Annotated in this window: 25 protein-coding genes; 12 read left to right on the forward strand and 13 right to left on the reverse strand. The window is 71.4% G+C overall.

The window, feature by feature from the left end; genetic code table 11:
• The first annotated feature begins 17 nt into the window (after positions 1-17).
• From OG522_RS10325 to OG522_RS10360, 8 genes are all read left to right on the forward strand, one after another.
• Positions 18-803 carry an amino acid ABC transporter ATP-binding protein gene (locus OG522_RS10325; RefSeq protein WP_329462661.1) on the forward strand — a complete coding sequence of 262 codons (786 nt, stop codon included), beginning with the start codon at positions 18-20 and terminating at the stop codon, positions 801-803.
• Between the two features lie 160 nt (positions 804-963).
• Positions 964-1,884: a glutamate ABC transporter substrate-binding protein gene (locus OG522_RS10330; protein WP_329462662.1), complete on the forward strand. Its 921-nt coding sequence runs from the start codon at positions 964-966 to the stop codon at positions 1,882-1,884.
• 102 nt (positions 1,885-1,986) lie between these two features.
• The gene (locus OG522_RS10335; RefSeq protein WP_329462663.1) at positions 1,987-2,634 is read left to right on the forward strand and encodes an amino acid ABC transporter permease; all 648 of its coding nucleotides are present in this window, start codon (positions 1,987-1,989) and stop codon (positions 2,632-2,634) included.
• The gene (locus OG522_RS10340; RefSeq protein WP_329462664.1) at positions 2,631-3,545 is read left to right on the forward strand and encodes an amino acid ABC transporter permease; all 915 of its coding nucleotides are present in this window, start codon (positions 2,631-2,633) and stop codon (positions 3,543-3,545) included. Before OG522_RS10335 ends, OG522_RS10340 begins: the two co-directional genes overlap by 4 nt.
• Before the next feature lie 143 nt (positions 3,546-3,688).
• The gene (locus OG522_RS10345; protein WP_329462665.1) at positions 3,689-5,332 is read left to right on the forward strand and encodes an FAD-dependent monooxygenase; all 1,644 of its coding nucleotides are present in this window, start codon (positions 3,689-3,691) and stop codon (positions 5,330-5,332) included.
• 154 nt (positions 5,333-5,486) lie between these two features.
• A complete protein-coding gene (locus OG522_RS10350; RefSeq protein ID WP_329467533.1) occupies positions 5,487-5,687 on the forward strand; it encodes a putative leader peptide in 201 nt (66 codons plus the stop codon).
• 95 nt (positions 5,688-5,782) lie between these two features.
• Positions 5,783-6,334, forward strand: coding sequence for a cysteine dioxygenase (locus OG522_RS10355; RefSeq protein ID WP_329462666.1), 552 nt, complete (start codon positions 5,783-5,785; stop codon positions 6,332-6,334).
• Positions 6,331-6,738, forward strand: a complete 408-nt coding sequence (locus tag OG522_RS10360) for a rhodanese-like domain-containing protein (protein WP_329462667.1) — start codon at positions 6,331-6,333, stop codon at positions 6,736-6,738. The genes OG522_RS10355 and OG522_RS10360 overlap by 4 nt, the downstream gene beginning before the upstream one ends.
• Before the next feature lie 469 nt (positions 6,739-7,207).
• On the opposite strand, the gene recX is transcribed toward OG522_RS10360, so the two are convergent.
• The 4 genes from recX to OG522_RS10380 all read right to left on the reverse strand — a co-directional run bounded on the left by recX (position 7,208) and on the right by OG522_RS10380 (position 10,822).
• Positions 7,208-7,831, reverse strand: a complete 624-nt coding sequence (gene recX / locus OG522_RS10365) for a recombination regulator RecX (RefSeq protein WP_329462668.1) — start codon at positions 7,829-7,831, stop codon at positions 7,208-7,210.
• Positions 7,832-7,833: 2 nt separating this feature from the next.
• Positions 7,834-8,955: a recombinase RecA gene (gene recA, locus OG522_RS10370; RefSeq protein WP_329462669.1), complete on the reverse strand. Its 1,122-nt coding sequence runs from the start codon at positions 8,953-8,955 to the stop codon at positions 7,834-7,836.
• A gap of 259 nt (positions 8,956-9,214) precedes the next feature.
• Positions 9,215-10,360 carry an AI-2E family transporter gene (locus OG522_RS10375; RefSeq protein WP_329467534.1) on the reverse strand — a complete coding sequence of 382 codons (1,146 nt, stop codon included), beginning with the start codon at positions 10,358-10,360 and terminating at the stop codon, positions 9,215-9,217.
• 267 nt (positions 10,361-10,627) lie between these two features.
• On the reverse strand, positions 10,628-10,822 hold the full coding sequence (locus tag OG522_RS10380; RefSeq protein WP_053726402.1) for a DUF3046 domain-containing protein: 195 nt from the start codon (positions 10,820-10,822) through the stop codon (positions 10,628-10,630).
• A gap of 80 nt (positions 10,823-10,902) precedes the next feature.
• On the opposite strand from OG522_RS10380, the gene OG522_RS10385 reads away from it, so the two are divergent.
• Positions 10,903-11,835, forward strand: coding sequence for a hypothetical protein (locus OG522_RS10385; RefSeq protein WP_329462670.1), 933 nt, complete (start codon positions 10,903-10,905; stop codon positions 11,833-11,835).
• A gap of 225 nt (positions 11,836-12,060) precedes the next feature.
• On the opposite strand, the gene OG522_RS10390 is transcribed toward OG522_RS10385, so the two are convergent.
• Genes OG522_RS10390 through OG522_RS10400 form a run of 3 tightly spaced genes read right to left on the reverse strand, consistent with a single transcriptional unit; the run spans position 12,061 to position 14,010 of the window.
• On the reverse strand, positions 12,061-12,369 hold the full coding sequence (locus tag OG522_RS10390; protein WP_329462671.1) for an AzlD domain-containing protein: 309 nt from the start codon (positions 12,367-12,369) through the stop codon (positions 12,061-12,063).
• The gene (locus tag OG522_RS10395) at positions 12,366-13,145 is read right to left on the reverse strand and encodes an AzlC family ABC transporter permease (protein WP_329462672.1); all 780 of its coding nucleotides are present in this window, start codon (positions 13,143-13,145) and stop codon (positions 12,366-12,368) included. The genes OG522_RS10390 and OG522_RS10395 overlap by 4 nt, the downstream gene beginning before the upstream one ends.
• A gap of 10 nt (positions 13,146-13,155) precedes the next feature.
• The gene (locus OG522_RS10400) at positions 13,156-14,010 is read right to left on the reverse strand and encodes an AraC family transcriptional regulator (RefSeq protein WP_329462673.1); all 855 of its coding nucleotides are present in this window, start codon (positions 14,008-14,010) and stop codon (positions 13,156-13,158) included.
• Between the two features lie 56 nt (positions 14,011-14,066).
• Here OG522_RS10400 and OG522_RS10405 point away from each other — a divergent pair, with 56 nt between their 5' ends.
• The 3 genes from OG522_RS10405 (at position 14,067) to OG522_RS10415 (ending at position 20,831) form a co-directional block, all read left to right on the forward strand.
• Positions 14,067-18,692: an ATP-dependent helicase gene (locus OG522_RS10405; RefSeq protein WP_329462674.1), complete on the forward strand. Its 4,626-nt coding sequence runs from the start codon at positions 14,067-14,069 to the stop codon at positions 18,690-18,692.
• Between the two features lie 555 nt (positions 18,693-19,247).
• The gene (locus OG522_RS10410; protein WP_329462675.1) at positions 19,248-20,015 is read left to right on the forward strand and encodes an Fpg/Nei family DNA glycosylase; all 768 of its coding nucleotides are present in this window, start codon (positions 19,248-19,250) and stop codon (positions 20,013-20,015) included.
• Positions 20,016-20,066: 51 nt separating this feature from the next.
• A complete protein-coding gene (locus OG522_RS10415) occupies positions 20,067-20,831 on the forward strand; it encodes an SDR family NAD(P)-dependent oxidoreductase (protein ID WP_329462676.1) in 765 nt (254 codons plus the stop codon).
• Here the strand turns inward: OG522_RS10415 and OG522_RS10420 are convergent.
• The 6 genes from OG522_RS10420 to rimO all read right to left on the reverse strand — a co-directional run bounded on the left by OG522_RS10420 (position 20,779) and on the right by rimO (position 24,972).
• Positions 20,779-21,009, reverse strand: coding sequence for a hypothetical protein (locus OG522_RS10420; RefSeq protein ID WP_329462677.1), 231 nt, complete (start codon positions 21,007-21,009; stop codon positions 20,779-20,781). The two genes, OG522_RS10415 and OG522_RS10420, sit on opposite strands and share 53 nt — an antisense overlap.
• Before the next feature lie 168 nt (positions 21,010-21,177).
• A complete protein-coding gene (locus OG522_RS10425) occupies positions 21,178-21,648 on the reverse strand; it encodes a Dps family protein (RefSeq protein WP_329462678.1) in 471 nt (156 codons plus the stop codon).
• A 184-nt stretch (positions 21,649-21,832) separates the two neighbouring features.
• Positions 21,833-22,222 carry a helix-turn-helix domain-containing protein gene (locus tag OG522_RS10430; protein WP_053726410.1) on the reverse strand — a complete coding sequence of 130 codons (390 nt, stop codon included), beginning with the start codon at positions 22,220-22,222 and terminating at the stop codon, positions 21,833-21,835.
• Positions 22,223-22,331: 109 nt separating this feature from the next.
• Entirely contained in the window at positions 22,332-22,841 is a 510-nt protein-coding gene (locus OG522_RS10435) for a CinA family protein (protein ID WP_329462679.1), read from the reverse strand.
• Positions 22,838-23,506 carry a CDP-diacylglycerol--glycerol-3-phosphate 3-phosphatidyltransferase gene (pgsA, locus tag OG522_RS10440; protein ID WP_329462680.1) on the reverse strand — a complete coding sequence of 223 codons (669 nt, stop codon included), beginning with the start codon at positions 23,504-23,506 and terminating at the stop codon, positions 22,838-22,840. Before pgsA ends, OG522_RS10435 begins: the two co-directional genes overlap by 4 nt.
• Positions 23,503-24,972 carry a 30S ribosomal protein S12 methylthiotransferase RimO gene (gene rimO / locus OG522_RS10445; RefSeq protein ID WP_329462681.1) on the reverse strand — a complete coding sequence of 490 codons (1,470 nt, stop codon included), beginning with the start codon at positions 24,970-24,972 and terminating at the stop codon, positions 23,503-23,505. Before rimO ends, pgsA begins: the two co-directional genes overlap by 4 nt.
• Positions 24,973-25,024 lie beyond the last annotated feature (52 nt).

The following is a 25,024-nucleotide window of genomic DNA, read 5'->3' on the forward strand; positions in this document are numbered from 1 at the left end:
GACGGAGCAAGAAGCCGATGAGCGGAGTATCAGTGGCCAAGGGGACCGAGGGCGCCGTACCCGCGTCGGGTGACCTGGTCGTGCTGAACAACGTCAACAAGCACTTCGGCGCGCTGCATGTGCTCCAGGACATCGATCTGACCATCGCCCGTGGCGAGGTCGTCGTCGTCATCGGGCCCTCCGGGTCCGGGAAGTCCACGCTGTGCCGCACCATCAACCGCCTGGAGACGATCGATTCCGGGGCGATCTCGATCGACGGCAGGCCGCTGCCCCAGGAGGGCAGGGAACTGGCGCGACTGCGGGCCGATGTCGGCATGGTCTTCCAGTCGTTCAACCTCTTCGCACACAAGACGGTGCTCGAGAACGTCATGCTGGGCCAGGTGAAGGTCCGCAAGACCGAGAAGCAGGCCGCCGAGCAGAAGGCCCGCGACCTGCTCGACCGGGTCGGCGTCGGCACCCAGGCCGACAAGTACCCGGCGCAGCTCTCAGGCGGCCAGCAGCAGCGCGTGGCGATCGCACGGGCGTTGGCGATGGACCCGAAGGTGATGCTCTTCGACGAGCCCACCTCGGCGCTCGACCCGGAGATGATCAACGAGGTCCTGGAAGTCATGCAGCAGCTGGCGCGCGACGGGATGACGATGATCGTCGTCACCCACGAGATGGGCTTCGCCCGCTCCGCCGCCAACCGCGTCGTGTTCATGGCCGACGGAAAGATCGTCGAAGAGGCCGCGCCGGACCAGTTCTTCAGCAACCCGCGCAGCGACCGGGCCAAGGACTTCCTGTCGAAGATCCTTCACCACTGACGACAGTCGGCCGTCGGCGACAATCGGCCGCTGACACCTGACGGATAGCAGATACCGGATGACAGGCGGCCCGCCGCCGATGTCAACTTGCCGTCGGCGCCCGGCAATTGTCCGGCTGCCCCACGACGACCAACGACCAACGACGCAAGGAATGCTCGCCATGATGCTCCGCAAGTCCGCCGCCGTCGCGGCGATCGCCGTGCTCGCCCTGACCGCGACCGCCTGTGGCGGAAAGTCCGGCTCGGCCGGCGACAAGCAGTCCGCCCAGCCCGGCTCCAGCGGCGCACCCCAGCTGCCGACGTACGCCGTCGCCTCCAACGTCACCCTTGACTCGCCGACCTTCAAGGCTGCGAAGGCGCGCGGCAAGCTGATCATCGGTTCCAAGGCCGACCAGCCCTACCTCGGCTTCGAGGACCAGTCGACCAAGGAGCGTTCCGGCTTCGACGTCGAGATCGCCAAGATGATCGCCGCCGACCTGGGCTTCAAGCCCGACCAGATCGAGTGGAAGACCGTCGACTCCGGGGTGCGCGAGACCGCGATCTCCAAGGGCCAGGTCGACTACTACGTCGGCACCTACACGATCAACGACAAGCGCAAGAAGCTCGTCGGCTTCGCCGGTCCGTACTACAAGGCCGGCGCCGACCTGCTCGTCCGCAAGGACGACAACTCGATCACCGGCAAGGACTCCGTCAAGGGCAAGAAGGTCTGCTCCATCGTCGGCTCCACGCCGCTCCAGGAGATCAAGAAGCCCGAGTACGGCGCCTCCGTCGTCGAGCTGGCCAAGTACTCGGACTGCGTCCAGCAGCTCCTGTCCAAGCAGGTGGACGCGGTGACCACCGACGACGCGATCCTCAAGGGCTACGCCGCCAAGAACTCCGGCAAGCTCCACGTCGTCGGCAAGCCGTTCACCGAGGAGCCGTACGGCGTCGGCATGAACAAGGACGACAAGGCGCTGCGCGACTTCATCAACTCCTCGCTGGAGAAGCACGAGCAGGACGGCACCTACAAGAAGATCTACGACGCGACGCTCGGCCTGTCCGGCTCCACCTACCAGGCCCCGCCGACCGTCGTCCGCTACTGATCGACGCGCTTCGCCGCTTGACGCGCCCCGTACGCGGTACGGGGCGCCACGGCCCTGCCCCCGCCCGATGACCCAGCCGCTGCCCGCCGACGCGGAGACCTCATGAACGTACTGCTCGACCATTTCGCGGAATTCCGTGACGGCTTCATAGGCACCGTGGAGATCACCGCCGTCAGCTCGGTCATCGCCCTGGTGCTCGGACTGCTGCTCGCCGGATTCCGGGTCTCCCCCGTGCCGCCGCTGCGCTTCTTCGGGACCGCCTGGGTGACGCTGCTGCGCAACACCCCGCTGACGCTGCTCTTCCTGGTCTCGTTCTTCGTCGTACCGGAGATCTTCTTCCCCGGGATGAGCCCGTTCCTGCTCGGTTCGCTCGCGCTCGGCTTCTACACCGCCTCGTTCGTCTGCGAGGCCGTCAGGTCCGGCATCGGCACGGTTCCGCTGGGCCAGGCCGAGGCCGCCCGCTCGATCGGCATGAGCTTCACGCAGACCCTGCGGCTGATCGTGCTGCCCCAGGCGACCCGGACGGTGATCCCGCCGCTGAGTTCCATCTTCATCGCGCTCACCAAGAACTCGGCGATCGCCGGCGCCTTCAGCGTCACCGAACTGTTCGGCTGGCAGAAGCTGATGAGCGAGGACGGGTACGACATCGTCCCCGTGTTCATCTGGGTCGCCCTCGGCTATCTGATCGTCACCTTCGCGATCAGCGGTCTCTTCCGTCTCCTTGAGCGCCGTATGGAGGTCGCCCGATGAGTGCCAGCGTTCTCTACGACGCCCCCGGCCCCAAGGCCGTCGTACGCAACCGGATCTACGCCGTCATCGGCTCGGTCGCGCTGCTCGCCCTGGTGGTCGTCGCGATCGTCCGGCTGTCGGACAAGGGCGACCTCGCCTACGGCATGTGGGACATCTTCAATTACTCGGGCATCCGGCAGAACATCGCCGACGCCGTGCTCGCCACCCTCAAGGCCTTCGGCCTCGCCGCGGTCGGTTCGCTGGTGCTCGGCGTGGCGCTGGCCGTCGCCCGGATGTCCGACCACAAGCCGGTCCGCTGGGCGGCCACCGCCTTCATCGAGCTGTTCCGTTCCATCCCGCTGCTGATCACGATCTACGCGGTCTGGGTCGGCTTCCTCACCGACTACTCGATGTGGGCGCTGGCGCTCGGCCTGTCGATCTACAACGGCTGCGTCCAGGCGGAGGTGCTGCGGGCCGGCGTCAACTCCGTGCCCAAGGGCCAGCGCGAGGCGGCCTACGCCCTCGGCATGAGCAAGACGCAGGTGATGACCAGCGTCCTGATGCCGCAGGCGGTCCGGGCGATGCTGCCGACGATCATCAGCCAACTTGTCGTGACCCTCAAGGACACCTCGCTCGGCTTCATCATCCTGTACCCGGAGCTGCTCCAGACCGCCCGTCTGATCGCGAGCAACACCCAGGTCAACGGCCAGTACCCGTACGTCTCGACCATCGTCGTCATCGGCACCATCTATGTGGCGATGTGCCTCGTGCTCTCCGCGCTCGCCACCTGGATCGAGAAGCGCGGGCGCCGGGCGAAGACCGGCATCTCGATGGGCGCGGCCGCCGCCCCGGTCACCGCAGCGGGTCCGGCCGCCGTCATGGCCGCCGAGGGGACCATCGGGGCCGATGGGACGCCTGGCACGACGAACTGACGGCATATGAGGCAGTGACGTTCGCGTCGCTGCCGCCGTCACTTGACGCAAGCACCCGCAGTGGGTTGCATACGTTCTGTGATCGTGCACCGGGTTCCCAGCGCCACCTGCAAGCCGTCCCGACCCGTGTCGGGAGTCGCGCCGTGGACCCGGTGATCATCGTCGGCGCCGGCCCTGTGGGACTGGCGCTCGCACTCTCGCTCGCCGCCCAGGGCGTGCCTTCGGTCGTACTCGACGAGGGGCCGGGCAAGGACGAACCCCGCCCGGTCCGCACGGCCGTCCTGCGCCCGGACACCGCCGCGTTCGTGGCGGGCCTGGGCTGTGCGACACTGCGCGACGAGGGTGCCCGCTGGGTCGCCTGGCGGTCCATGAGGCGCGGTCAGCTGCTGCGCCACGTCGCGTTCGGCGAGGACGGCGACGGCGGCCCGTCCCCGGTCCACCTGCCGCAACACGCCCTGACGCGCGGTCTGCGCGACGCCATCGCCGCGTCCGGTCTCGTGCGGGTGGTCACGCAGAGCCGCCTCGACGTACTGGAACAGGACGCCGAGGGCGTCTCCATCCACACCTCGGGACCCGGCGGAACGTGGTGGCGCGGCAGTTACGCGGTCGGCTGCGACGGCGCCCGCTCCACGGTGCGCAAACTCCTCGACATCCGTTTCGCCGGCCGAACGGCGGTGGAGCGCCAGGCTGTTGTGGCCCTGCGCACCGAACTCCCATGGCCCGGCGAGGCGTTGCTGCACCGGATGCCGCCCTGGCGCGCCGCCGGCGACGAAGTGACGGCGCGCCCCCTTCAGGACGGCGTCTGGCGCCTGGACTGGCTGCTGCCGCCGCGCGCCGAACTCGTCACGCCCGACGCCCTGGTGGGCCGCATCCGCGACACCCTGGCGGGCTGGTGCGGCGAGACGCCGTCGTACGAACTCCTCGACACCGGCGTCCACACCGTGCACCACCGCCTCGCCCGCCGCTGGCGGGTGCGCCGCACCTTCCTCGCCGGTGACGCCGCGCACCTGCTGGGAGCGCTGGGCACGCAGTGCCTGGACGAGGGCCTGCGGGACGTCCAGAACCTCGCCTGGAAGCTGGCCGACGCCTGGCACCACGGCGCCTGCGAGGTCCTCCTGGACAGCTATCAGACGGAACGCCGGCCGGCGGTCGCCGCCCGGCTGCGAGCGGCCGACCAGTCGCTGCCGGTCCTGCGCGGCGGCGCGGGGCTGCGCGGCTGGATCCCGGGCAGCACGCGCGGTCACGACGCCCTCGTGACCGACGGCCACCTGGGGCGCGGCCCGCTCGGCGCGCCCCCCGCGTACCCCCACTCCCCTCTCGCACCCCAATCCGCCGAGTCACACGTTCCCGTGCAGACCCAGCCGGGCGCACCGGTCACCGACATCCCCATCACCGCCCCCGACGGCTCGACCGCGGCCCTGCGCGACCGTCTCGGCCGGGGCAGGCTCCTCGTCGTCCTGGTCGCACCGGGCACCGGCGTATGGGACCGCCGCCACTGGCTCACCGCCGGGGTCATGCCCCGCCTGGCCGACGCGGTGACGGCCTTGCCCATGGATGCCGAACTGCTGGTCGCCGAGGACTACCCCGGCGCCCCGGCCCACACCGTCCTCCTGGTACGCCCCGACGGCCACCTGGTCGCCGCCTTCAACGGCGTACAGCCCCAAGAGCTGTACGCCGCGGCCGCCACGGTGCGCGGGAGGCCGGGGCCGGGCGAAGGGGGCGCGCCGGGGGGCGGCGTGGAGGCGGAGCGCCCGGTGCCCGAAGAGCGAACTGCCGACGTGAACTGACAACTGGGACCTGGCATGCGGTCCGGCGCCCGGTGCGGGGTGTCCGAGGTGGGTCGTCTGAGGTGGGGCGTCCGAGGTGGGACGCTCGGTGCGGGGTATCCGGCACGGGGCGATGGGGGCGGACCGTCCGGCACGGGTAACCGGCACAGGCCGAATGGGGGCGGGGCATCCGGTGCGGCGGGGCATTCCGCGGTCGACGGCTGATGTTCGTCTTCCGCGATCCGAACGCCGATTGACCCGCGCGGGCGCCCATGGTCTACTCCGGAACGTGACCGACACCTATACGCGCCTGTGGCGGAGGGTCCATATGGACCTCGTCCGCTATGCGGGCTGCGTGTGTCGTCCGTCCCGCTGATTCGCCCTTCCCTTCGCGCCTTCCGCCGCTGTGCACGCCTCTGTGCCGCCGTCGGCCGTACGCGCGTCTTCGCGAACTCCCCAGGACGGTCTGCCGTGTCGCTCTCCGCAAGTACCCCTGTATCCGCTCCCGCCTCCACGCCCGGTCCCGGCCCCGCGCCGACCGAGGCGGAACTACTCGACTTCGCCCGCCGTACGGCGCAGGACGCGGCGCTGGTCGCGTCGTTGCCCCTTGATACCGAGGGGCGCACCTGGATCCGACTGGACGGGCCGGGCGGCAGTGAGGCCTGGCTGATCGGGTGGCCGCCCGGCACCGGCACCGGCTGGCACGACCACGGCGGCTCCCACGGGGCCTTCGCCTCCGCCTCCGGTGCCCTGCGCGAGGACTCCCTCGCGGTCCGGCTGCCCACCGAGGGCTGGCGGACCCTGGAACTCGCCGAAGGCGTCGACCGTTCAAGGGAATTGGGGGCGGGCAGCGGTCGCGCGTTCGGGCCGCATCATGTGCACGAGGTCAGGAACGAGTCGGAGACCGAGCACGCGATCTCGGTGCACGCCTACTACCCCCCGCTGCCGCTCATCCGGCGTTACAGCCGGGCGGGCGCGGTGCTCCGCATCGAGCAGGTCGAGCGTCCGGAGGACTGGCAGTGAGTTCGCAGCGGACACCACCGGTGGGAATCGACGAGCTCCTCGACCGGGTCAGGGCGGACCTGGACCGGCTGACGGCGGCAGAGGCCTTTGCCGAGGCCACCGAGGGAGCCCTCTTGGTGGACATCCGGTACGCGGCGCTGCGCGACCGGGACGGGCTGATTCCCGGTGCCCTGATCGTCGAGCGCAATGAACTGGAGTGGCGGCTCGATCCACAGGGCAGCCACCGGGCGGCGGAGGCGACGAGCCATGACCTGCGGGTGGTGGTGATCTGCAACGAGGGCTACGCCTCGTCCCTCGCGGCGGTGTCGCTCCGGCAGCTGGGGCTGCACCGGGCGACCGATCTCATCGGCGGCTTCCAGGCCTGGCGCAGGGAGGGGCTGCCGGTCACACCCGCCACCGAGTGACGAGTAGTCCGTCCGCCCGGGTATCGAGCGGCCCGTCGGCGCGCGGCTGGTGACGCGGCTCCCTGGTGCACGAACCGGTGCACGGAGCATTGCAGTGCACGGAGAGCGGTGCGGTGCCGCCCGAACAGACCGCGGCACCCCTGCCCGAAGAGCCGATGGCGCCAAGTCCCGTACAGATCAAGGCCGTTCAGGCGCTGCGCCGCGTATCCCTGCGCCGCACCACCTCGAGCCGTATCACCCCGGGCCACACAACCCCGGGGTGCGACTCACGGCCGCACAGCCCCGGACCGTGCGCCTCACAGCCGCACGAGTCACGACCGCACAACTCACGCCTATAAGACTCACAGCCGCACGGCTCACGCCCGTATGAGTCACAGCGGCACGGCTCACGCCCGCAAGACTCACGCCCGCAAGACTCACAGCGGCACGGCTCGCACCCGCACACCCCCACGCCTCACGACCACACGCCTCACATCTCGTACAGATCGTCCGCGTTTTCGCCCTCCTGCTCCAGGGCCTGGCGGACCACTCTCAAGGCCATGCCTTCCGGGTAGCCCTTGCGGGCGAGCATGCCCGCGAGGCGACGGATACGGCGGTCACGGTCAAGGCCTCGGGTGGAACGGAGCTTGCGCGCCACCAGTTCGCGCGCGGTCTCCTCCTCCTGGTCGGAGTCGAGCTGGGCGACGGCCTCGTCGATGACCGACGTGTCGACGCCCTTGGTGCGCAGTTCGCGGGCGAGCGCACGACGGGCGAGCCCCCGGCCGTGGTGGCGGGACTCCACCCAGGCGTCGGCGAACGCCGCGTCATTGATCAGCCCGACCTCTTCGAAGCGGGAGAGAACCTCCTCGGAGACCTCGTCGGGGATCTCCCGCTTCTTCAGGGCGTCGGCGAGTTGCTTGCGGGTCCGGGGAGTCCCGGTGAGCAGGCGCAGGCAGATCGCCCGCGCCCGCTCAGCCGGGTCCTGCGGCGGCGGCTCCTTCTCGGCCCTCGACGAGTCGGTGCCGTCGCCCGCTCCATCCGGGCCGGCCCGTCGGGAGCCGGCCCGCTTCGGGCCGGGCTCCTCGGGTTCGGCCCACTCGGTCCTGCGGGTCACCGCTAGCTCTTGGCAGCGGCGGCCTTGGCCGTCTTCGCCTTGGTGGCCGGGGCCGACACCGCGGTCGCGTCAGCCGCCGGGGCGGTGGCCGCGGCGTCCTTGCCGGGCTCGGTGGTCGGCTCCTCCGGACGGACACCGACGCCCAGCTTCTCGAGGATCTTCTTCTCGATCTCGTTGGCGAGGTCGGGGTTGTCCTTCAGGAAGTTGCGGGCGTTCTCCTTGCCCTGGCCGAGCTGGTCGCCCTCGTACGTGTACCAGGCGCCAGCCTTGCGGACGAAGCCGTGCTCGACGCCCATGTCGATCAGGCCACCCTCGCGGCTGATGCCCTGGCCGTAAAGGATGTCGAACTCGGCCTGCTTGAAGGGCGGCGCGACCTTGTTCTTGACCACCTTGACGCGGGTGCGGTTGCCGACCGCGTCGGTGCCGTCCTTGAGCGTCTCGATCCGGCGGATGTCGAGCCGCACGGAGGCGTAGAACTTCAGCGCCCGGCCACCGGTCGTGGTCTCCGGGGAGCCGAACATCACACCGATCTTCTCGCGGAGCTGGTTAATGAAGATCGCGGTGGTCTTCGACTGGTTGAGCGCGCTGGTGATCTTTCGGAGCGCCTGGCTCATCAGACGGGCCTGGAGACCCACGTGCGAGTCACCCATCTCGCCCTCGATCTCCGCGCGCGGCACCAGGGCCGCCACGGAGTCGATGACGATCAGGTCGAGCGCGCCGGAGCGGACCAGCATGTCGACGATTTCCAGCGCCTGCTCACCGTTGTCCGGCTGCGACAGGATCAGGTTGTCGATGTCGACGCCGAGCTTCTTCGCGTACTCGGGGTCGAGGGCGTGCTCGGCGTCGATGAAGGCCACCGAGCCGCCGAGCTTCTGCGCGTTCGCCACCGCGTGCAGGGTCAGGGTCGTCTTGCCGGAGGACTCCGGGCCGTAGACCTCCACCACTCGGCCGCGCGGCAGACCGCCGACGCCGAGCGCCACGTCGAGCGCGGTCGACCCGGTGGGGATGACCTCGATGGGCTCATTCGGCCGCTCGCCCAGGCGCATCACCGCGCCCTTGCCGAATTGCCGTTCAATCTGTGCGAGCGCGGCGTCGAGCGCCTTCTCGCGGTCAGTTCCTGCCATGGGTTCCACCCGATTTGCTTGAGTCGATCGCTTCACGTCAAAGACGCTAACCCCTGCCACTGACAATGGGCCCCGACGTCCTTCCAGCCTGTGGATAACTCCACCGGAATCGCGGTGGAACCCGTGCGAACACAGGGCCGGAACTCCATAAGAATGGATGTTCGATTTTAGTGTCAAGCTCACCACGCGACCTGGGCCGGCGGGGACCGCATCGCGACAAACGGGATATTTCATGCCATCCGGCCAGCGAGCCGGACGGTCAGGGGGCGTCCGGGCCGGTCCGGCAGGGGGCGGCGCCCACCGGGGCGGGCTCCGCGGCCCCGGAGGCCTCGGGAGTCGTGCCGCGTGGCTGGTGTCTGCCGTGCATCCGCGGGTCGTCCGTCACGTCGTAGCGCTTCACATAGGCGCCGAGGAACGCCTGCAGTGTGGCGACCGCCGGGATCGCGATGAGCGCGCCGACCGCGCCCATGAGCGCCGTACCCGCGATCACCGAGCCGAAGGCCACCGCCGGATGGATGTCGACGGTCTTCGCGGTCAGCTTGGGTTGCAGCATGTAGTTCTCGAACTGCTGGTAGACCACCACGAATCCGAGCACCCACACCGCGTACCAGGGGGCGACCGTGAAGGCGATCAGCATGGGCAGCGCGCCCGCCAGGTAGGTACCGATGGTGGGGATGAACTGGGAGACCAGGCCCACCCAGACCGCGAGCGCCGGGGCGTACGGCACCCCCAGGATCTGGAGCAGGACGTAGTGCGCGATGCCGGAGATGAGCGCCATCAGGCCGCGCGAGTAGAGGTAGCCACCGGTCTTGTCGACCGCGATCTCCCAGGCCCGCAGCACCTCGGCCTGTCGGACCGGCGGCAGCACGGAGCAGATCGCGCGGCGCAGCCGGGGCCCGTCGGCGGCGAAGTAGAACGCGAACAGGAAGATCGTCAACAGCCGGAAGAGTCCGCCCAGTACGGTCGCGGAGACGTCGAGCACGCCGGTCGCGCTGTTCTGGACGTACTTCTTCAGCCATGCGGAGTGGAGCAGGCTGTCCTGCACTTCGACGCGGGAGAGCTCCGTGTGGAAGGTGTGGTTGCCCCAGTTGATGACCGCGTCGAGATATTTCGGGAACTGCTCGACCATGTCGACGATCTGGCCCGCCAGCATCGAGCCGAGCAACAGCACGAAGCCGATGGTGGCGACCATCAGGGCGAGGAACACCAGGAAGGTGGCCAGGCCCCGGCGCATACCGCGGGCCGCCATCCGGCCGACGGCCGGCTCCATGGCGAGCGCTATGAAGAACGCGATCAGGATGTTGATCAACAGGCCGATGAGCTGGTGGAAGGCCCAACTGCCCAGCTGGAAACAGGCGTAGAGGGCGAGCGCGAGCACCAGGGCGCGCGGCAGCCAGCGGGGCATGCGCGCGGGGCCGCCGGTCCACGGCAGGCCGGCCCGGGGCGCGCCGGGGGCGGGTGCGCCGCCGGCGCGGCCGTCCGCCCGGTCGGCTGCGCGGTCGTCAGTGCTGGTCTCATCAGTCGGTGCCACGCAGCAAGTCTCGCCCATGCCTACGACAGCGGGCCGCCGGACCTGTTCCGGCCACCGGGAGCGGGGCGTCTGCCGCCCGGAGCCGCGCCCTTCATACAGAGGCGGCCGCCCCGGCGGGAGCCTCCCCCGGAGGGGCCGTCGTCAGCGCCTGTCGGCGGGCACGTCCATGGCGGCGCAGACCGCCCGCCAGACGTCCTTCGCCTCCCAGCCGGCGTCGAGCGCCTCGTGCACGGTACGTCCGCCCAGTTCCGTCATCACGTGGTCCCGCGCGAAGGAATCGGCGTACCCCGCGCCGAAGTGGTCGGCCATCCGCTCCCAGAAAATCGTCAACCGCATGACGCCAGTATCCCGCTCCTGAGAGTGCAGCCCCGGCCATCGGGCTTGCCCGCGACTCCGTGGGGCCTACCGTCTGGAACATGGCTGGTTCCGGAGCATCCCCGCACTCCCCCGACTCCCCTCTGGCGCGTGCCGAGCACTTCATCTGGCTGACGGCCCGGGTGCTTGAGCAGCGCCGGTTCGCCCATCACTTCCTCGGCAAGGACGCCGACGCCGTCGAGGCGGCGCTCTCCGCCTACGAGGGCGAGGACGGCGGCTACGGTCACGCCCTCGAACCCGATCTGCGCGGCCCCGTCAGCCAGCCCCTGCACACCGCGCACGCGCTGCGGGTCCTGGACTCGATCGGTCGGCTCGGCGGCCGGCGAGTGGAGCGGATGTGCCGTTATCTGACGGAGGTCTCCACCAAGGACGGCGCGCTACCCGCGCTCCACCCCTCGCAGCGCGGCTATCCGGCGGCACCCTTCATCCCGGTCGTCGACGACCCGCCCAGCGCCCTGCTGACCACCGGCCCCGTGGTCGGGCTGATGCACCGCAACCGGGTGTGGCACGCGTGGCTGTTCCGGGCCACCGACTTCTGCTGGGCCGCGGTCGACGCCCTGGAGACGTCACACCCGTACGAGGTCGAGGCCGCGGTCGCCTTCCTGGACGGCGCCCCCGACCGGTCCCGGGCCGAGGCGGCAGCGGACCGGCTCGGCCGCCTCGTCAGGGAACAGGAGCTCGCGGTGCTCGATCCCGCGCGGATCGCCGACTTCCCCGTCTCCGACGGATACGCCCCGGGCGAGCACCACTTTCCGCACGACTACGCGCGCGTGCCCGAGTCGCTGGCCCGGCGGTGGTTCACCGACGAGGAGATGAAGCGCTCGCTCGACCATCTTCAGGCGGCGCAGCAGGAGGACGGCGGGTGGCCGATCCCATGGCGCGCGTGGGCACCCGGCACGTCCCTGGAGGGGCGGCCCATCGTCACCATCGAGGCGCTGCGGACGCTGCGCGCCCACGGCCGCGCCATCGGGTGAGGGCCGCGGTCGGGCGGTAGCTGTCAGGCGGCGCGCAGCAGCGGCGCCGCCTCACCGCGCCCACTGGGTCGAGCGGCCGGATCCCCGAGGGCGATGAACGGCGCGGGCACCTCAGAGGCGGGCGAGCAGGGCGTGCCCGGACGACGGCATACCGTCGAGAAGCCGCGCACCAGGGACGCCTTCTCGGCGCATGGTCCTCCGCGCCCACCGCGCCGGGCGCCCGCCTCACCCGCCCAGCGCCCGTACCCCCGCCGTGACCAGTACGGCGGCCCCGACGATCACCAGGAAGGGGGCCCGCAACACCAATGCCGCGGCCGCCGCCGCGAGCCCCGCTCCGCGGGCGTCGAGGAGTACGTGATGGCCGGTGCTGAAGGTCTGCTGCGCGGTGAGCGCGGCCAGCAGCGCCACCGGCAGCAGTGCGGCCAGCCGCTTGACCAAGGGCCGCTCCAGCGCGCCTGCGGGGACAAGCAGGCCGAGGAGCTTGACGAGGTAGCAGCCGACGGCGGTGGCCGCGATGGCGATCCAGACGTTCAACGCGCTTCCCCCTTCTCGGAGTTCCCGGCTCGGTCATGGGTTGCACGACGGGTCGGGGCGTCCCGGCCCTTGAGGAAGAGCACCACCGGCGCCGCCAGTGCCGCGACCAGGACGGGCGTCCCGGCGGGCAGCACGGGAAGCGCCCCCAGGACGAGTACGACGGCGCAGGCGGCCGTGATCCGCTCGGTGGAGGTCTTGAGCATCGGCGCGAGGAGGGCGAGGAAGACGGCGGGGCTCGCGGCGTCAAGACCCCACGCGTCGGTGTCGCCGAGCGCCTCGGCACCCAGCGCTCCGGCGAGCGTGGTCAGGTTCCACAGCACGTAGAGGGTGAGCCCGGTGACGGTGAAGCCGATGCGCGCGGCCCGCCGCGTCGGCTGGGCGAGGGTGACCGCGGCGGTCTCGTCAATGACCCACTGGGCGGCCAGCGGACGCAACGCCCGGGGCAGCGCGAGCAGTTGGGACAGGCGAAGTCCGTAGAAGGCGTTCCGTACGCCGAGGAAGAAGGCGCCGGCGGCCGCGGTGAACGGGTTCCCCCCGGCCGCGAGCGCGCCGACGAGCGCGAACTGCGAGGCCCCGGTGAAGACGAGCAGGCTGAGCGCGCACGTCTGAAGGACGCCGAGCCCCGATCCGGCCGAGGTCACGCCGAAGGCGAAGCCGGACAGTCCTACGGCGACGCCCACGCCCAGGGCATCACGGACGACTGCCGCGTCTGGTTTGTCCCCGCTCTCGGGGGGCTCGGGGCGTATCTCTGGGAGTGCTGTCTGTTCTGCTGCCACACCCGCAACGTTAAAAGAGGCCGACGCCGTCGTTCTTGTACGTTCTTGCGCGCTCCCGGCGGTAGGCGCCGGGGGTGACGCCGACGATCCGGGTGAAGTGCCGGTTGAGGTGCGGCTGGTCGGTGAAACCAACGGTCACGGCCGCCTCGGCCGGTGGCGTTCCGTCGTCCAGGAGGAGGCGGGCCCGGCGCACACGCTCGCCCGTGAGCCAGGAATGCGGTGGCAGTCCGTACTCGGCCTTGAAGGCGCGCAGGAGCGCGAACGGGCTCGTGCCCAGTTCGCTCGCCAGTTGTTCCAGGGAGGGCGGCGCGGCCAGCCGATCCACCAGGAGGCTCCGCGCGGCGGCCGCGGCGCGGGCGCCCGCCGATCCGGCCCTTCGGGCGGGCAGGGAGCGGCCGTGGCGGCGCAGCAGCCGGGCGACGGCGATGCGGAACACGCTGTCGGCGGCCAAGGCGTTGCCCTGCTCGGCCGCACGGTGCACTTCCTGGATGAGCAGCGCGGTGTCCGGGTCCTCGACGATGGTCTCGGCGAATCCGGCGGTGCCGCGCAGCGTGGTGGTCTCGGCCGCGATGCCGGCGACCAGCCATGTCGAGGGATAGAGGGTCGCGTACGTCCAGCCCTCGGGCACGCCGGCGTGGGCGGCGTGCGGCACTTCGGGGTTGATCATCACGACGGTGCCGGGGCGGGCCCGGACGGTCTCGCCGGGCATCACCACGTCCTCGATCCCGGTGCGCACCGCACCGAGCACGAACCCCTCGTGGGCGTGGCGGACGAAGGAGTGGCGCACGTACCGGGCACGCAGCAGATCGAGGCCGGGCAGCTCCGGGAACTGCCAGTGCCGAGCCCACTCGCCGACGTCCTCCACACCCTCATCCTCGCAGGTCCGGGCCATTGTCAGTGGGTGGGTGCACGATGGGGACCATGGCAAGGACAGCGCTGGAATCCTTCTCCCCCGCCACACGCGGCTGGTTCACGGGGGCCTTCACCGCGCCCACCGCGGCGCAGGAGGGTGCCTGGCGGGCGATCGCGGAGGGCTCGGACGTCCTGGTCGTCGCCCCGACCGGCTCGGGCAAGACCCTCGCCGCTTTTCTGGCCGCGCTCGACCGGCTCGCGGCCACCCCTGCGCCCGCCGAGACGAAGAAGCGCTGCCGGGTTCTTTACGTGTCCCCCCTCAAGGCCCTCGCGGTCGATGTGGAGCGCAATCTGCGGTCCCCGCTGACCGGCATCCGCCAGGAGTCGGTGCGGCTCGGCCTTCCCGAACCGGAGGTCCGGGTCGGTATCCGTTCCGGCGACACCCCGCCCGCGGAGCGGCGGGCCCTCACCACCCGGCCGCCCGACATCCTGATCACCACGCCCGAGTCACTGTTCCTGATGCTGACGTCCGCGGCTCGCGAGGCGCTCGCGGGCATCGAGACCGTGATCCTGGACGAGGTGCACGCGGTCGCGGGCACCAAGCGGGGCGCCCATCTGGCGCTGTCCCTGGAGCGGTTGGACGAGCTGCTGGCGAAACCGGCCCGCCGGATCGGCCTGTCGGCGACGGTACGTCCGGTGGACGAGGTGGCGCGCTACCTCTCGCCACAGCGCAAGGTCGAGATCGTCCAGCCGCCTTCCGCCAAGGAGTTCGACCTCTCGGTGGTCGTACCGGTGGAGGATCTGGCGGAGTTGGCCGGATCGCCGGCGGCCGATGCCCAGGAGGGCGCCGAGAAGCCATCGATCTGGCCCCATGTGGAGGAGCGCATCGTCGACCTGGTGCAGGCCCACCGTTCGACGATCGTGTTCGCCAACTCCCGCCGCCTGGCGGAGCGTCTGTGCAACCGGCTCAACGAGATCGCGTACGAGCGCGCCATGGGCGCCCCGCTCCCGGAGCACCATTCCCCGGCCGATCTCATGGGCGGTTCGGGCGCGGCCACCGGCGCCCCGCCCCTCCTGGCCAAGGCCCACCACGGTTCGGTCTCCAAGGAGCAGCGGGCGCTCGTGGAGGAGGACCTGAAGGCGGGCCGGTTGCCTGCGGTGGTGGCCACCTCCAGTCTTGAGCTGGGCATCGACATGGGCGCGGTGGACCTGGTGGTCCAGGTCGAGTCTCCGCCGTCCGTCGCGTCCGGGCTCCAGCGCGTGGGCCGGGCGGGCCACCAGGTGGGCGCGGTCTCCACCGGGGTGGTCTTCCCCAAGTACCGCGGCGACCTGGTCCAGTCGGCGGTGGTCACCGAGCGGATGCGCACGGGGGCGATCGAGTCGCTGCGCGTCCCGTCCAACCCGCTGGACGTGCTGGCGCAGCAGCTGGTCGCGATGACCGCCCTCGACACCTGGCAGGTGGACGATCTGCTGGCCCTGGTGCGCCGGGCCGCGCCGTTCGCCGCGCTGCCCGAGTCGGCGTTCACGGCGGTCCTGGACATGCTGGCGGGCCGCTATCCGTCCGACGCCTTCGCCGAGTTGCGCCCGCGCGTGGTCTGGGACCGGGTGGCGGGCACGGTCACCGGCCGCCCCGGCGCGCAGCGCCTCGCCGTCACCTCCGGCGGCACCATCCCCGACCGCGGTCTGTTCGGTGTCTTCCTGGCGGGCTCCGATCCCAAGAAGGGCGGCGGCCGGGTCGGCGAGCTCGACGAGGAGATGGTGTACGAGTCCCGGGTGGGCGATGTCTTCACCCTGGGCACCACGTCCTGGCGGATCGAGGACATCACGCGCGACCGCGTGCTGGTCTCGCCGGCGCCGGGGGTGCCCGGAAGGCTGCCCTTCTGGAAGGGAGACCAGCTGGGCCGTCCGCTCGAACTGGGGCGTGCGCTGGGCGCGTTCCTGCGCGAGGTCGGCTCGCTCGGCCCCGACGACGCCCGTCTGCGCCTGCTCGGCGCGGGCCTCGACGCCTGGGCGGCGGACAACCTGATCGGCTACCTCGACGAGCAGCGCCGCGCCTGCGGTCACATCCCGGACGACCGCACGATCCTGGTCGAGCGGTTCCGCGACGAACTCGGCGACTGGCGCGTCGTCATCCACTCCCCCTTCGGCGCCCAGGTGCACGCCCCGTGGGCCCTGGCCCTGGGGGCTCGCCTCGCCGAGCGCTACGGCATGGACGCCCAGGTGATGCACGCCGACGACGGCATCGTGCTGCGGCTGCCCGACGCCGACCTGATGGGTCTCGACCTCCTCGACCAGGACCCCGCGCACCTCGACTCGACGTACGACAGTGACCAGGCCCCCGTGGGCGCCGCCGACACGGTTTTCGACAAGGGCGAGATCGAGCAGATCGTCACCGACCAGGTGGGGAGTTCCGCGCTGTTCGCCTCCCGCTTCCGTGAATGCGCCGCGCGCGCTTTGCTGCTGCCCCGGCGTACGCCGGGCAAGCGCACCCCGCTGTGGCAGCAGCGCCAGCGGGCCGCCCAACTGCTCCAGGTGGCAAGCGAGTTCGGGTCGTTCCCGATCGTCCTCGAAGCCGTCCGCGAGTGCCTCCAGGACGTCTTCGACGTCCCGGGCCTGACCGAGCTGATGGGTGATCTGGAGGCCCGCCGGGTGCGCCTGGTCGAAGTCACCACGCCCGAGCCGTCCCCGTTCGCCCGCTCCCTGCTGTTCGGCTACGTCGCCCAGTTCCTGTACGAGGGCGATTCGCCGCTCGCCGAACGGCGGGCCGCGGCGCTCTCCCTCGACTCCCGGCTCCTGGCCGAGCTGCTCGGCCAGGCCGAACTGCGCGAGCTGCTCGACGCGGATGTCCTGACCGACCTTGAGCATGAGCTCCAGTGGCTCACCGAGGACCGGCGCATCAAGGACAGCGAGGGCGTCGCCGATCTGCTGCGGGTCCTCGGGCCGCTGAGCGACGCCGAGTTGGCCGCGCGCGGCGCCGAGCCCGGCTGGGCCCCGGAGCTGGCGGCGGCGCGCCGCGCCATCCAGGTACGGATCGCCGGCGCCGACCACTGGGCGGCGATCGAGGACGCGGGCCGCCTGCGCGACGCGCTGGGCACGGCGCTCCCGGTCGGCGTGCCCGAGGCGTTCACCGAGCCGGTGAAGGACCCCTTGGGCGATCTGCTGTCCCGGTACGCGCGCACGCACGGCCCGTTCACCTCGGCCACCGCCGCGGCCCGGTTCGGTCTGGGCAGCGCGGTCACGGACGGAGCGCTGCAACGCCTGGCGGCCTCGGGCCGGGTCGTCCAGGGCGAGTTCCATCCGGCGGGCATCGGCCAGGAGTGGTGCGACGCGACGATCCTGCGCCGGCTGCGACGCCGCTCGCTCGCCGCGCTCCGCGAGGAGCTGGAACCGGTGCCGCCCGCAGCGCTCGCCGCCTTCCTCCCTCAGTGGCAGCACCTCGGTGGCAGCGCTCTGCGCGGCATCGACGGACTCGCGCGCGCCGTCGAGCAGTTGCAGGGCGCCGCCGTCCCGGCCTCCGCCCTGGAGAAGCTGATCCTGCCGTCCCGGGTCGCCGACTACAGCCCGGCGCTCCTGGACGAGCTCACCACGACCGGCGAGGTCGTCTGGGCGGGCGCGGGCGCGCTGCCCGGCAAGGACGGCTGGATCTCCCTGTACGTCGCCGACTCGGCCCCACTGCTGCTGCCACCCCCGCACCCACTGGAACTGACCGCGCTGCACGAGTCGGTACTCACCGCGCTGGCCCCTGGCTACGGTCTGTTCTTCCGCCAGCTCGCCGACCAGGTGCGCGCCACCACCCACCCCGAGGCGACCGACCCCCAACTGGCCGACGCCGTATGGGACTTGGCGTGGTCAGGACGGCTCACCAACGACACCCTCGCGCCGCTGCGCTCCCTGCTCGGCTCCGGGCGCACTGCGGGCTCCACCGCTCACCGGGCCCGGCGATCCGTCCCGCGCGGCCGCTACGGCACCCTGACCGCCGCTGCCCGTCCCGCCTCGCGGACCGGCCCGCCCACCGTCTCGGGCCGTTGGTCCTTGCTGCCGCCCGGCGAGCCCGACCCCACCCATCGCGCCCACGCCCTGGCCCGCGCCCTCCTTGACCGGCACGGCGTGGTCACCCGGGGTGCGGTGCAGGCCGAGGGGGTGGAGGGCGGCTTCTCGGCGACGTACCGAATCCTGGCCGCGTTCGAGGACAGCGGGCAGGCGAGGCGCGGATATGTCGTCGAGGGCCTCGGCGCGGCCCAGTTCGCGATGGACGGCGCGGTGGACCGGCTGCGAGCGGCCGCCACGGCCCGGGACCGGGGCGCGGACGCGAACACCGCCCCGCAGGCGGTCGTCCTCGCGGCCGCGGACCCGGCCAATGCGTACGGGGCGGCGCTGCCCTGGCCCGAGCCGCCCACCGGGGCCGGTCACAAGCCGGGCCGCAAGGCGGGCTCCATGGTCGTCCTGGTCGACGGCGAGCTCACGCTGTATCTGGAACGCGGGGGCAAGTCCCTGCTGGCCTGGGCGGCCCAGCCGGACGATCCGGCGCTGACGGCGGCCGCGACGGCGCTCGCGGGGGCGGCGCGGGCCGGTCGGCTCGGCACGGTCACCGTGGAGCGGGCCAACGGCGACCCCGCCCTGACCTCACCACTGGCCCGCGCCCTGGAGACAGCGGGCTTCATCCCGACCCCGAGGGGGCTGCGCCTGAGACCCTGACGCAGCCACGGCCCGCGCCCTGCTCCGGGGCCCGCCGCCCAGACCCCCGCAAAGGCGCCCGCCGGTCACGCACGGTCCCACGCCGGGAGCGCACCCCGCCCCGCGAGGACAGTGGCCCCTGCCCCCACCGCGTGAGCATGACCGGCGCGCCCCGCCACACCCCAACCCCGGGAGGACGGCGGACCCTCACGCCCACGCCCACGCCCACGCCCACGCCCAGCGCACCCCACCACACGAGGACGGCGGACCCACCCCCGCCGGGATCGCGCCGGGCTCACGCACCGCCCACCGAGCACAGCGGATGCCGCCCCTCGCCCCGCGAGCGCGCCCGGCGCGCCCCGCAAGGCGGGCCCCACCCTCGACGCGCGAACATGCCCGTCGCCCCCACCACACCCCACCCCGCGAGGACAGCGGCCCCCAACCCGCCGGGGAGCGCCCCCGGCGCGCCCAGCCACCCTCTCTCCCCCCGGCACACCAGTCCCGCCGCCCCGCCCGTCCGCCCCACCGGCGCCTCCGCGGCAAGCCGTCCGCCCGCGCCCCCTGCAGAATGGCTCCATGCCCGAAGGCGACACGGTTTACCAGGCTGCGCGGCGGCTTGACGCGGCGCTGGCCGGGCGGGTGCTGACTCGGTCCGATCTGCGGGTGCCGCGGTTCGCCACGGCGGATCTGACCGGGCGGAGCGTGCTGGATGTGATCCCGCGCGGAAAGCACCTGCTCACCCGGATCGAGGGCGAACTCACCCTCCACTCCCATCTGAGGATGGACGGATCCTGGCGGATCTACGAGCCAGGCGAGCGCTGGCGCGGCGGGCCCGCGCACCAGATCCGCGCGATCCTCGCAAACGCCGAGCACACGGCCGTCGGCTACCGGCTGCCCGTACTCGAACTGCTCCGTACCCAGGACGAGTCCAAGGCCGTCGGCCATCTGGGCCCCGATCTCCTCGGCGCCGACTGGGACGCCGACTCGGCCTTGCGCAACCTCCTCCAGGATCCGGCGCGAGCCATCGGCGAGGTCCTGCTCGACCAGCGCAATCTCGCGGGCGTCGGCAATGTCTACAAGTCGGAGATCTGCTTCGCGGTCCGCGCCGTGCCCTGGCTGCCGATCGGTGAACTCCCGGCGCCCGAACGCCTCGTGACCGCCGCGAAGCAGCTCCTGGAGGCGAACAAGGATCGCCCGGTCCGTCAGGCGTACGTCTACGGCAGGGCCGGCCGCCCCTGTCCGCGCTGCCGCACCCCGATCCGCACGACCACCCAGCGCGACCCCTCCGGCCGTGAGCGCCCTACCTACTGGTGCCCCAAGTGCCAGCCCGCGCCGCCCCTTTGACACCCGGCATGCTTATTGACGATCCGTCAGATCCGGTCGTACCGTCCCGGCATGGCCCTGATGGCGTACGACCTCACCGACCGCATCGCCTTCATCACCGGAGCGGCCAGCGGGATAGGCCGCGCCAGTGCCGTACTCCTCGCACAGGCCGGTGCCACGGTGCACTGCGCGGACCGCGACGAGCCGGGTCTGGACGAGACCCGGGCACTGATCACCAAGGCGGGCGGCACGGCCCATGTCCACCGCCTCGACGTCTCGGACCGCGCCCAGGTCAAGGCGGCCGTCGAAGCCGCTGGACCGGTCCATGTGCTGGCCGCGATCGCGGGCGTCATGCACACCAGCTCGGTCCTGGACACCGAGGACGCCGACCTCGACCGAGTGCTCTCGGTCAACTTCAAGGGCGTGCTCCACGCCTGCCAGGAGGCGGCCCGCACGATGATCGCCCACGGCATCCGGGGTTCGCTCATCACCATGGCCTCCGGCGCCGTCGACTCCGCCCGGCCGGGCCTGTTCTGCTACAGCGTCTCGAAGGCCGCGGTGGTCCAGCTCACCAGGACGCTCGCCTCGGAGCTGGGCCCGCACGGGATCCGCGTCAACGCGGTGGCTCCCGGCTGGGTCCGCACTCCCATGACCGGCCGGCACGCCGCGGGGCAGCAGGAGCAGTTGGAGGCGGCGATGCGCCGGCTCTCCCCGCTGGGCAAGCTCGGCGATCCAGAGGACATCGCCCACACGGTGCTGCACCTCGCCGCGGACGCCTCGGCGTTCACGACAGGCCAGATCCTCCGTCCGAACGGCGGCGTATCGATGCCCTGGTAGCCCTGGTGCGCACGGTCGACACCGAGGCCACATGGACGGGCAGCAGGCTCAGCCCCCAGCCGCCCGCGACCATCGCACCCTCTACGAACCCCGTCTGACCGGGCACGAGCACGAGCCGCAGCACCGCCCACCACCACAGCGCCGCGACCACGAGCGCGGGCACCCAACGCACCGCCACCGCCATGGACCGCCTCCTCGGGCCGACGCTAGAGGGCCGGGTGGCCCGCCGGGAGGGCGCACCGGATGCGGGCCCCAGCGCGCTCCACGTCCCGCGCGCTTCATTGCGTACGCCCCCGCCTGGCGGCCGTGCGCCCGTACGCGGCGGCGCACGGTCGCGTACCGCGGTTCAGACGGTCTCCGCCTGGAACATCCACGCGTGCTTCTCAAGATCGGCGGTGAGACCGATCAGGATGTCCTGGGTGATCGGGTCGGGGTCGGCGGTCGCCTTGATGCGCTCGCGCATCCGGTCGATCACCGCGCCCAGCGCGGCCACCAGCGTCCGTACGGCTTCGGCGTCCTTGATCCACCCGTCCGGGACGGCGCCGATCGCGCTCGACTTCGCCACGGTCTCCGAGCGCCCGTCCGGGCTGACCCCGACGGCGGAAGCCCGCTCGGCAACGGTGTCCGAGTGCAGCCGCGCGGTGGCGACGACCTCGTCGAGCTGGAGGTGTACGGACCTGAAGCGCGGCCCGACGACGTTCCAGTGGACCTGCTTGGCCACGAGGGACAGGTCCACGAGATCGACCAGGGCGCCCTGCAGGGCGTCGCCCACCACCTTGAGGTCCGGCTCGGACAGCGGGCTCTTGATGTAGGACATGCATGTACTCCATTCCGGACAGGACATCCGCGGCACAAATATGTGCATATGCGGATGTATGCGCGATCTCCCCCTACCCTGCCACAGAAGGGTGAAATGGGGCACGCCGGAAAATGGCTGAGCCCCGGCTGGTCACATGTGACCGGCCGGGGCTCAGTACAAGCCTGGGTGCGCGCCTGGAAGATCAGGCCGCGACGACGTCCACCGCTTCCGCGGGCGCCTTGATCGTCACCCGCTCCGTCGGCACACCAGTCACCGACGTCACGGAGATCGAATTGAGCATCGGACGTACCGGCGCACGCACCGGCACCGGGTCGCTCGCTGCCGCAGACGCAGCGAGTTCGGCGAGTGCCAGCTCGTCGCTCACTTCTCGCATGAGCTCGGACATCCGTACGTCAAGCGCGTCGCAGATCGCGGAGAGCAGCTCGGAGGAAGCCTCCTTCTGCCCCCGTTCCACCTCGGAGAGATAGCCGAGTGAGACTCGGGCGGACGAGGAGACTTCGCGCAGAGTACGGCCCTGGCGCTGGCGCTGCCGACGCAGCACGTCACCCAGCAGGCGACGGAGCAGAATCATCGGTGGCTCCCTCCTCGGACCGCGTAGCCGCATCCTTCTCGCCCCACCGTACCGCCTCGCGCCGCGGCCGTGCGGGGAGCGATGTCGTGTTCACTCAGGGCTGCAAACATCAAATCCCCCCGTTCTGTTCCGTATCCTGTGCCCGCCCAGCCTTGCGGAGTTCACTGGAGAGCAGTTCGAGCACGCTGCGTACACTCTCCCTACGAATTTCCGCCCGGTCACCGTTCAACCGCAATGCCGCGGTTTTCTTGGCGCCGGCCGGGCCAACGGCCGAAACGTATACCGTGCCGACCGGTTGACCGTCCTGCGGATCGGGCCCCGCGACACCCGTGGTCGCGATCCCCCAGCTCGCGCCCATCAGCCGGCGCACGCCGTCCGCCATCTGCGACGCAACCTCATGATCGACCGCCCCGCGCTCGGCCAGGAGAGCCCCGTCCACACCGAGGACGTCCCGCTTCAGCTCCGTCGCGTACGCCGTGACGGAACCGCGGAAAACGCGCGAGGCGCCGGGCACCGCGGTCAGCTCGGCGGCCACCAGGCCGCCTGTCAGCGACTCCGCCACCGCCAGCGTCTGGTCACGCTCGGTGAGGATGCTCAGGAGCCGGGCCGCTTCGTTCACAACACGGATTCCTCGGAGTCCCGCTGAGCGGCAAGTCCCTTGCGCCTCAGCACGATCGCCTGGCGCACGTAGTCCAGCCCCGTGGCCACCGTCAGCACCACCGCGACCGCCATCACCCAAAAGCGCAGGGTGGCCAGCGGCCCCGTCAGCGCCAGGACGTACATCCCGGTCGCGGTGCCCTGGGCCAGTGTCTTGAGCTTGCCGCCACGACTGGCCGGAATAACTCCGTGCCGGATGACCCAGAAACGCATGAGCGTGATGCCGAGTTCCCGGAAGAGGATGATGCCGGTCACCCACCACGGCAGATCGCCGAGCACGGACAGGCAGACCAGCGCCGCGCCCATGATCGCCTTGTCGGCGATCGGATCGGCGATCTTCCCGAAGTCGGTGACCAGGTTGTACGTGCGTGCCAGATGCCCGTCGAACACGTCCGTGATCATGGCGACGGCGAAGGCCGCCCACGCCCAGGCCCGCATCCCCGGGTCGTAGCCGCCGTCCGCGAGCAGCAGCATGACGAAGCCCGGTACGAGCACGAGCCGCAGCATCGTGAGGATGTTGGCGATGTTCCAGAGGCTGGCCTGGTTGACGGCCGCAGCACCCAGCTTGCTGCCGGGCGCCGGCGTTTGGCCGGTACCGCCCGGCGCAGACGCCGGGACTCCGGTCATCTGGCCGCCTCCTCAACCCCACCAAGCAACTCGACCACGAGGTCGACGCCTTCGGTACCGACGACCTTGGCTTCGACCATACTGCCGGGCGCGAGCCCCGCGCTCTGTGTGAAGATCACCTGGCCGTCGGTCTCGGGAGCCTGGTGCTCGGCGCGGCCGATGGCACCGTCCTCGTCGTCCACCGTCTCGACCAGGACCCGTACGGTCTCGCCCAGGCGCTCCTCGGCGCGCTGCGCGGTGAGCTCCTCCGCGAGGCGCGACAGATGGGCGAGCCGCTCGGCGATGGTGTCCGCGTCCAGCTTGCCCTCGTAGCCGACCGCCTCGGTGCCCTCCTCGTCGGAGTAGCCGAAGACGCCGATGGCATCGAGCCGCGCGGCGGTGAGGAAGCGTTCCAGCTCCTTGAAGTCCTCCTCGGTCTCGCCGGGGAAGCCCACGATGAAGTTGGACCGCACACCGGCCGCCGGCGCCTTGGCGCGGATCGTGTCGAGCAGTTCGAGGAACCGCTCGGTGTCACCGAAGCGCCGCATCGCGCGCAGCACGCCGGGCGCCGAGTGCTGGAAAGAGAGGTCGAAGTACGGGACGACCTTGTCGGTGGAGGTCAGGACGTCGATGAGACCCGGGCGCATCTCGGCGGGCTGGAGGTAGCTGACCCGGACCCGCTCGATTCCGTCGAGGGCCGCCAGCTCCGGCAGCAGCGTCTCCAGGAGCCGGATGTCGCCGAGGTCCTTGCCGTAGGAGGTGTTGTTCTCGGAGACCAGCATGATCTCCTTGACGCCCTGCTCAGCCAGCCAGCGGGCCTCGCCCACCACGTCGCTGGGGCGGCGCGAGATGAACGAGCCGCGGAAGGACGGGATGGCGCAGAACGAGCACCGGCGGTCGCAGCCGGAGGCCAGCTTCACGGAGGCGACCGGGCTGGTGTCGAGGCGGCGCCGCAGCGGGGCGCGCGGCCCGGACGCGGGCGCGAGGCCCTCGGGGAGGTCCTCGGGGGCGGTGTCCTGCGCGTGGCCGGGCAGCGCCACATCGGGGGCGGCCTGCCGCTCGGCCGGGCTGATCGGCAGCAGCTTGCGCCGGTCGCGCGGGGTGTGCGAGGCGTGGATGCCGCCGTTGAGGATGGTCTGGAGGCGGTCGGAGATGTCGGCGTAGTCGTCGAATCCGAGCACCCCGTCTGCTTCGGGAAGCGCCTCGGCGAGATCCTTGCCGTACCGCTCGGCCATGCAGCCGACGGCGACGACGGCCTGGGTCCTGCCGTGATCCTTCAGATCGTTGGCTTCGAGGAGGGCGTCGACGGAGTCCTTCTTGGCGGCTTCGACGAATCCACAGGTGTTGACGACGGCGACGTCCGCGTCCGATGCGTCCTCGACGAGCTCCCAGCCGTCCGCTGCCAAGCGGCCTGCGAGCTCCTCCGAGTCCACCTCGTTACGGGCGCAGCCAAGAGTGACAAGGGCGACGGTGCGGCGTTCGGGCATGGACTCAAGACTACTTTGTCCTGGCCCACGCCCCCGCCGCGAGGGTCGCGCG

Source organism: Streptomyces sp. NBC_01431, from assembly GCF_036231355.1.
GTDB lineage: Bacteria > Actinomycetota > Actinomycetes > Streptomycetales > Streptomycetaceae > Streptomyces.

Coding starts and splice junctions, on each gene's coding strand:
- OG522_RS10375 (WP_329467534.1), bottom strand. CDS start 10,360: ATGCCCCGCTGGCTGCCGCGCGCCCTGGTGCTCGCGCTCGCCCTCTAC.
- OG522_RS10340 (WP_329462664.1), top strand. CDS start 2,631: ATGAGTGCCAGCGTTCTCTACGACGCCCCCGGCCCCAAGGCCGTCGTA.
- OG522_RS10385 (WP_329462670.1), top strand. CDS start 10,903: ATGGCTGGTTCCGGAGCATCCCCGCACTCCCCCGACTCCCCTCTGGCG.
- rimO (WP_329462681.1), bottom strand. CDS start 24,972: ATGCCCGAACGCCGCACCGTCGCCCTTGTCACTCTTGGCTGCGCCCGT.
- OG522_RS10410 (WP_329462675.1), top strand. CDS start 19,248: ATGCCCGAAGGCGACACGGTTTACCAGGCTGCGCGGCGGCTTGACGCG.
- OG522_RS10405 (WP_329462674.1), top strand. CDS start 14,067: ATGGCAAGGACAGCGCTGGAATCCTTCTCCCCCGCCACACGCGGCTGG.
- recA (WP_329462669.1), bottom strand. CDS start 8,955: ATGGCAGGAACTGACCGCGAGAAGGCGCTCGACGCCGCGCTCGCACAG.
- OG522_RS10380 (WP_053726402.1), bottom strand. CDS start 10,822: ATGCGGTTGACGATTTTCTGGGAGCGGATGGCCGACCACTTCGGCGCG.
- OG522_RS10430 (WP_053726410.1), bottom strand. CDS start 22,222: ATGATTCTGCTCCGTCGCCTGCTGGGTGACGTGCTGCGTCGGCAGCGC.
- OG522_RS10350 (WP_329467533.1), top strand. CDS start 5,487: ATGGGGGCGGGGCATCCGGTGCGGCGGGGCATTCCGCGGTCGACGGCT.
- OG522_RS10325 (WP_329462661.1), top strand. CDS start 18: ATGAGCGGAGTATCAGTGGCCAAGGGGACCGAGGGCGCCGTACCCGCG.
- OG522_RS10415 (WP_329462676.1), top strand. CDS start 20,067: ATGGCCCTGATGGCGTACGACCTCACCGACCGCATCGCCTTCATCACC.
- OG522_RS10335 (WP_329462663.1), top strand. CDS start 1,987: ATGAACGTACTGCTCGACCATTTCGCGGAATTCCGTGACGGCTTCATA.
- OG522_RS10330 (WP_329462662.1), top strand. CDS start 964: ATGATGCTCCGCAAGTCCGCCGCCGTCGCGGCGATCGCCGTGCTCGCC.
- OG522_RS10425 (WP_329462678.1), bottom strand. CDS start 21,648: ATGTCCTACATCAAGAGCCCGCTGTCCGAGCCGGACCTCAAGGTGGTG.
- pgsA (WP_329462680.1), bottom strand. CDS start 23,506: ATGACCGGAGTCCCGGCGTCTGCGCCGGGCGGTACCGGCCAAACGCCG.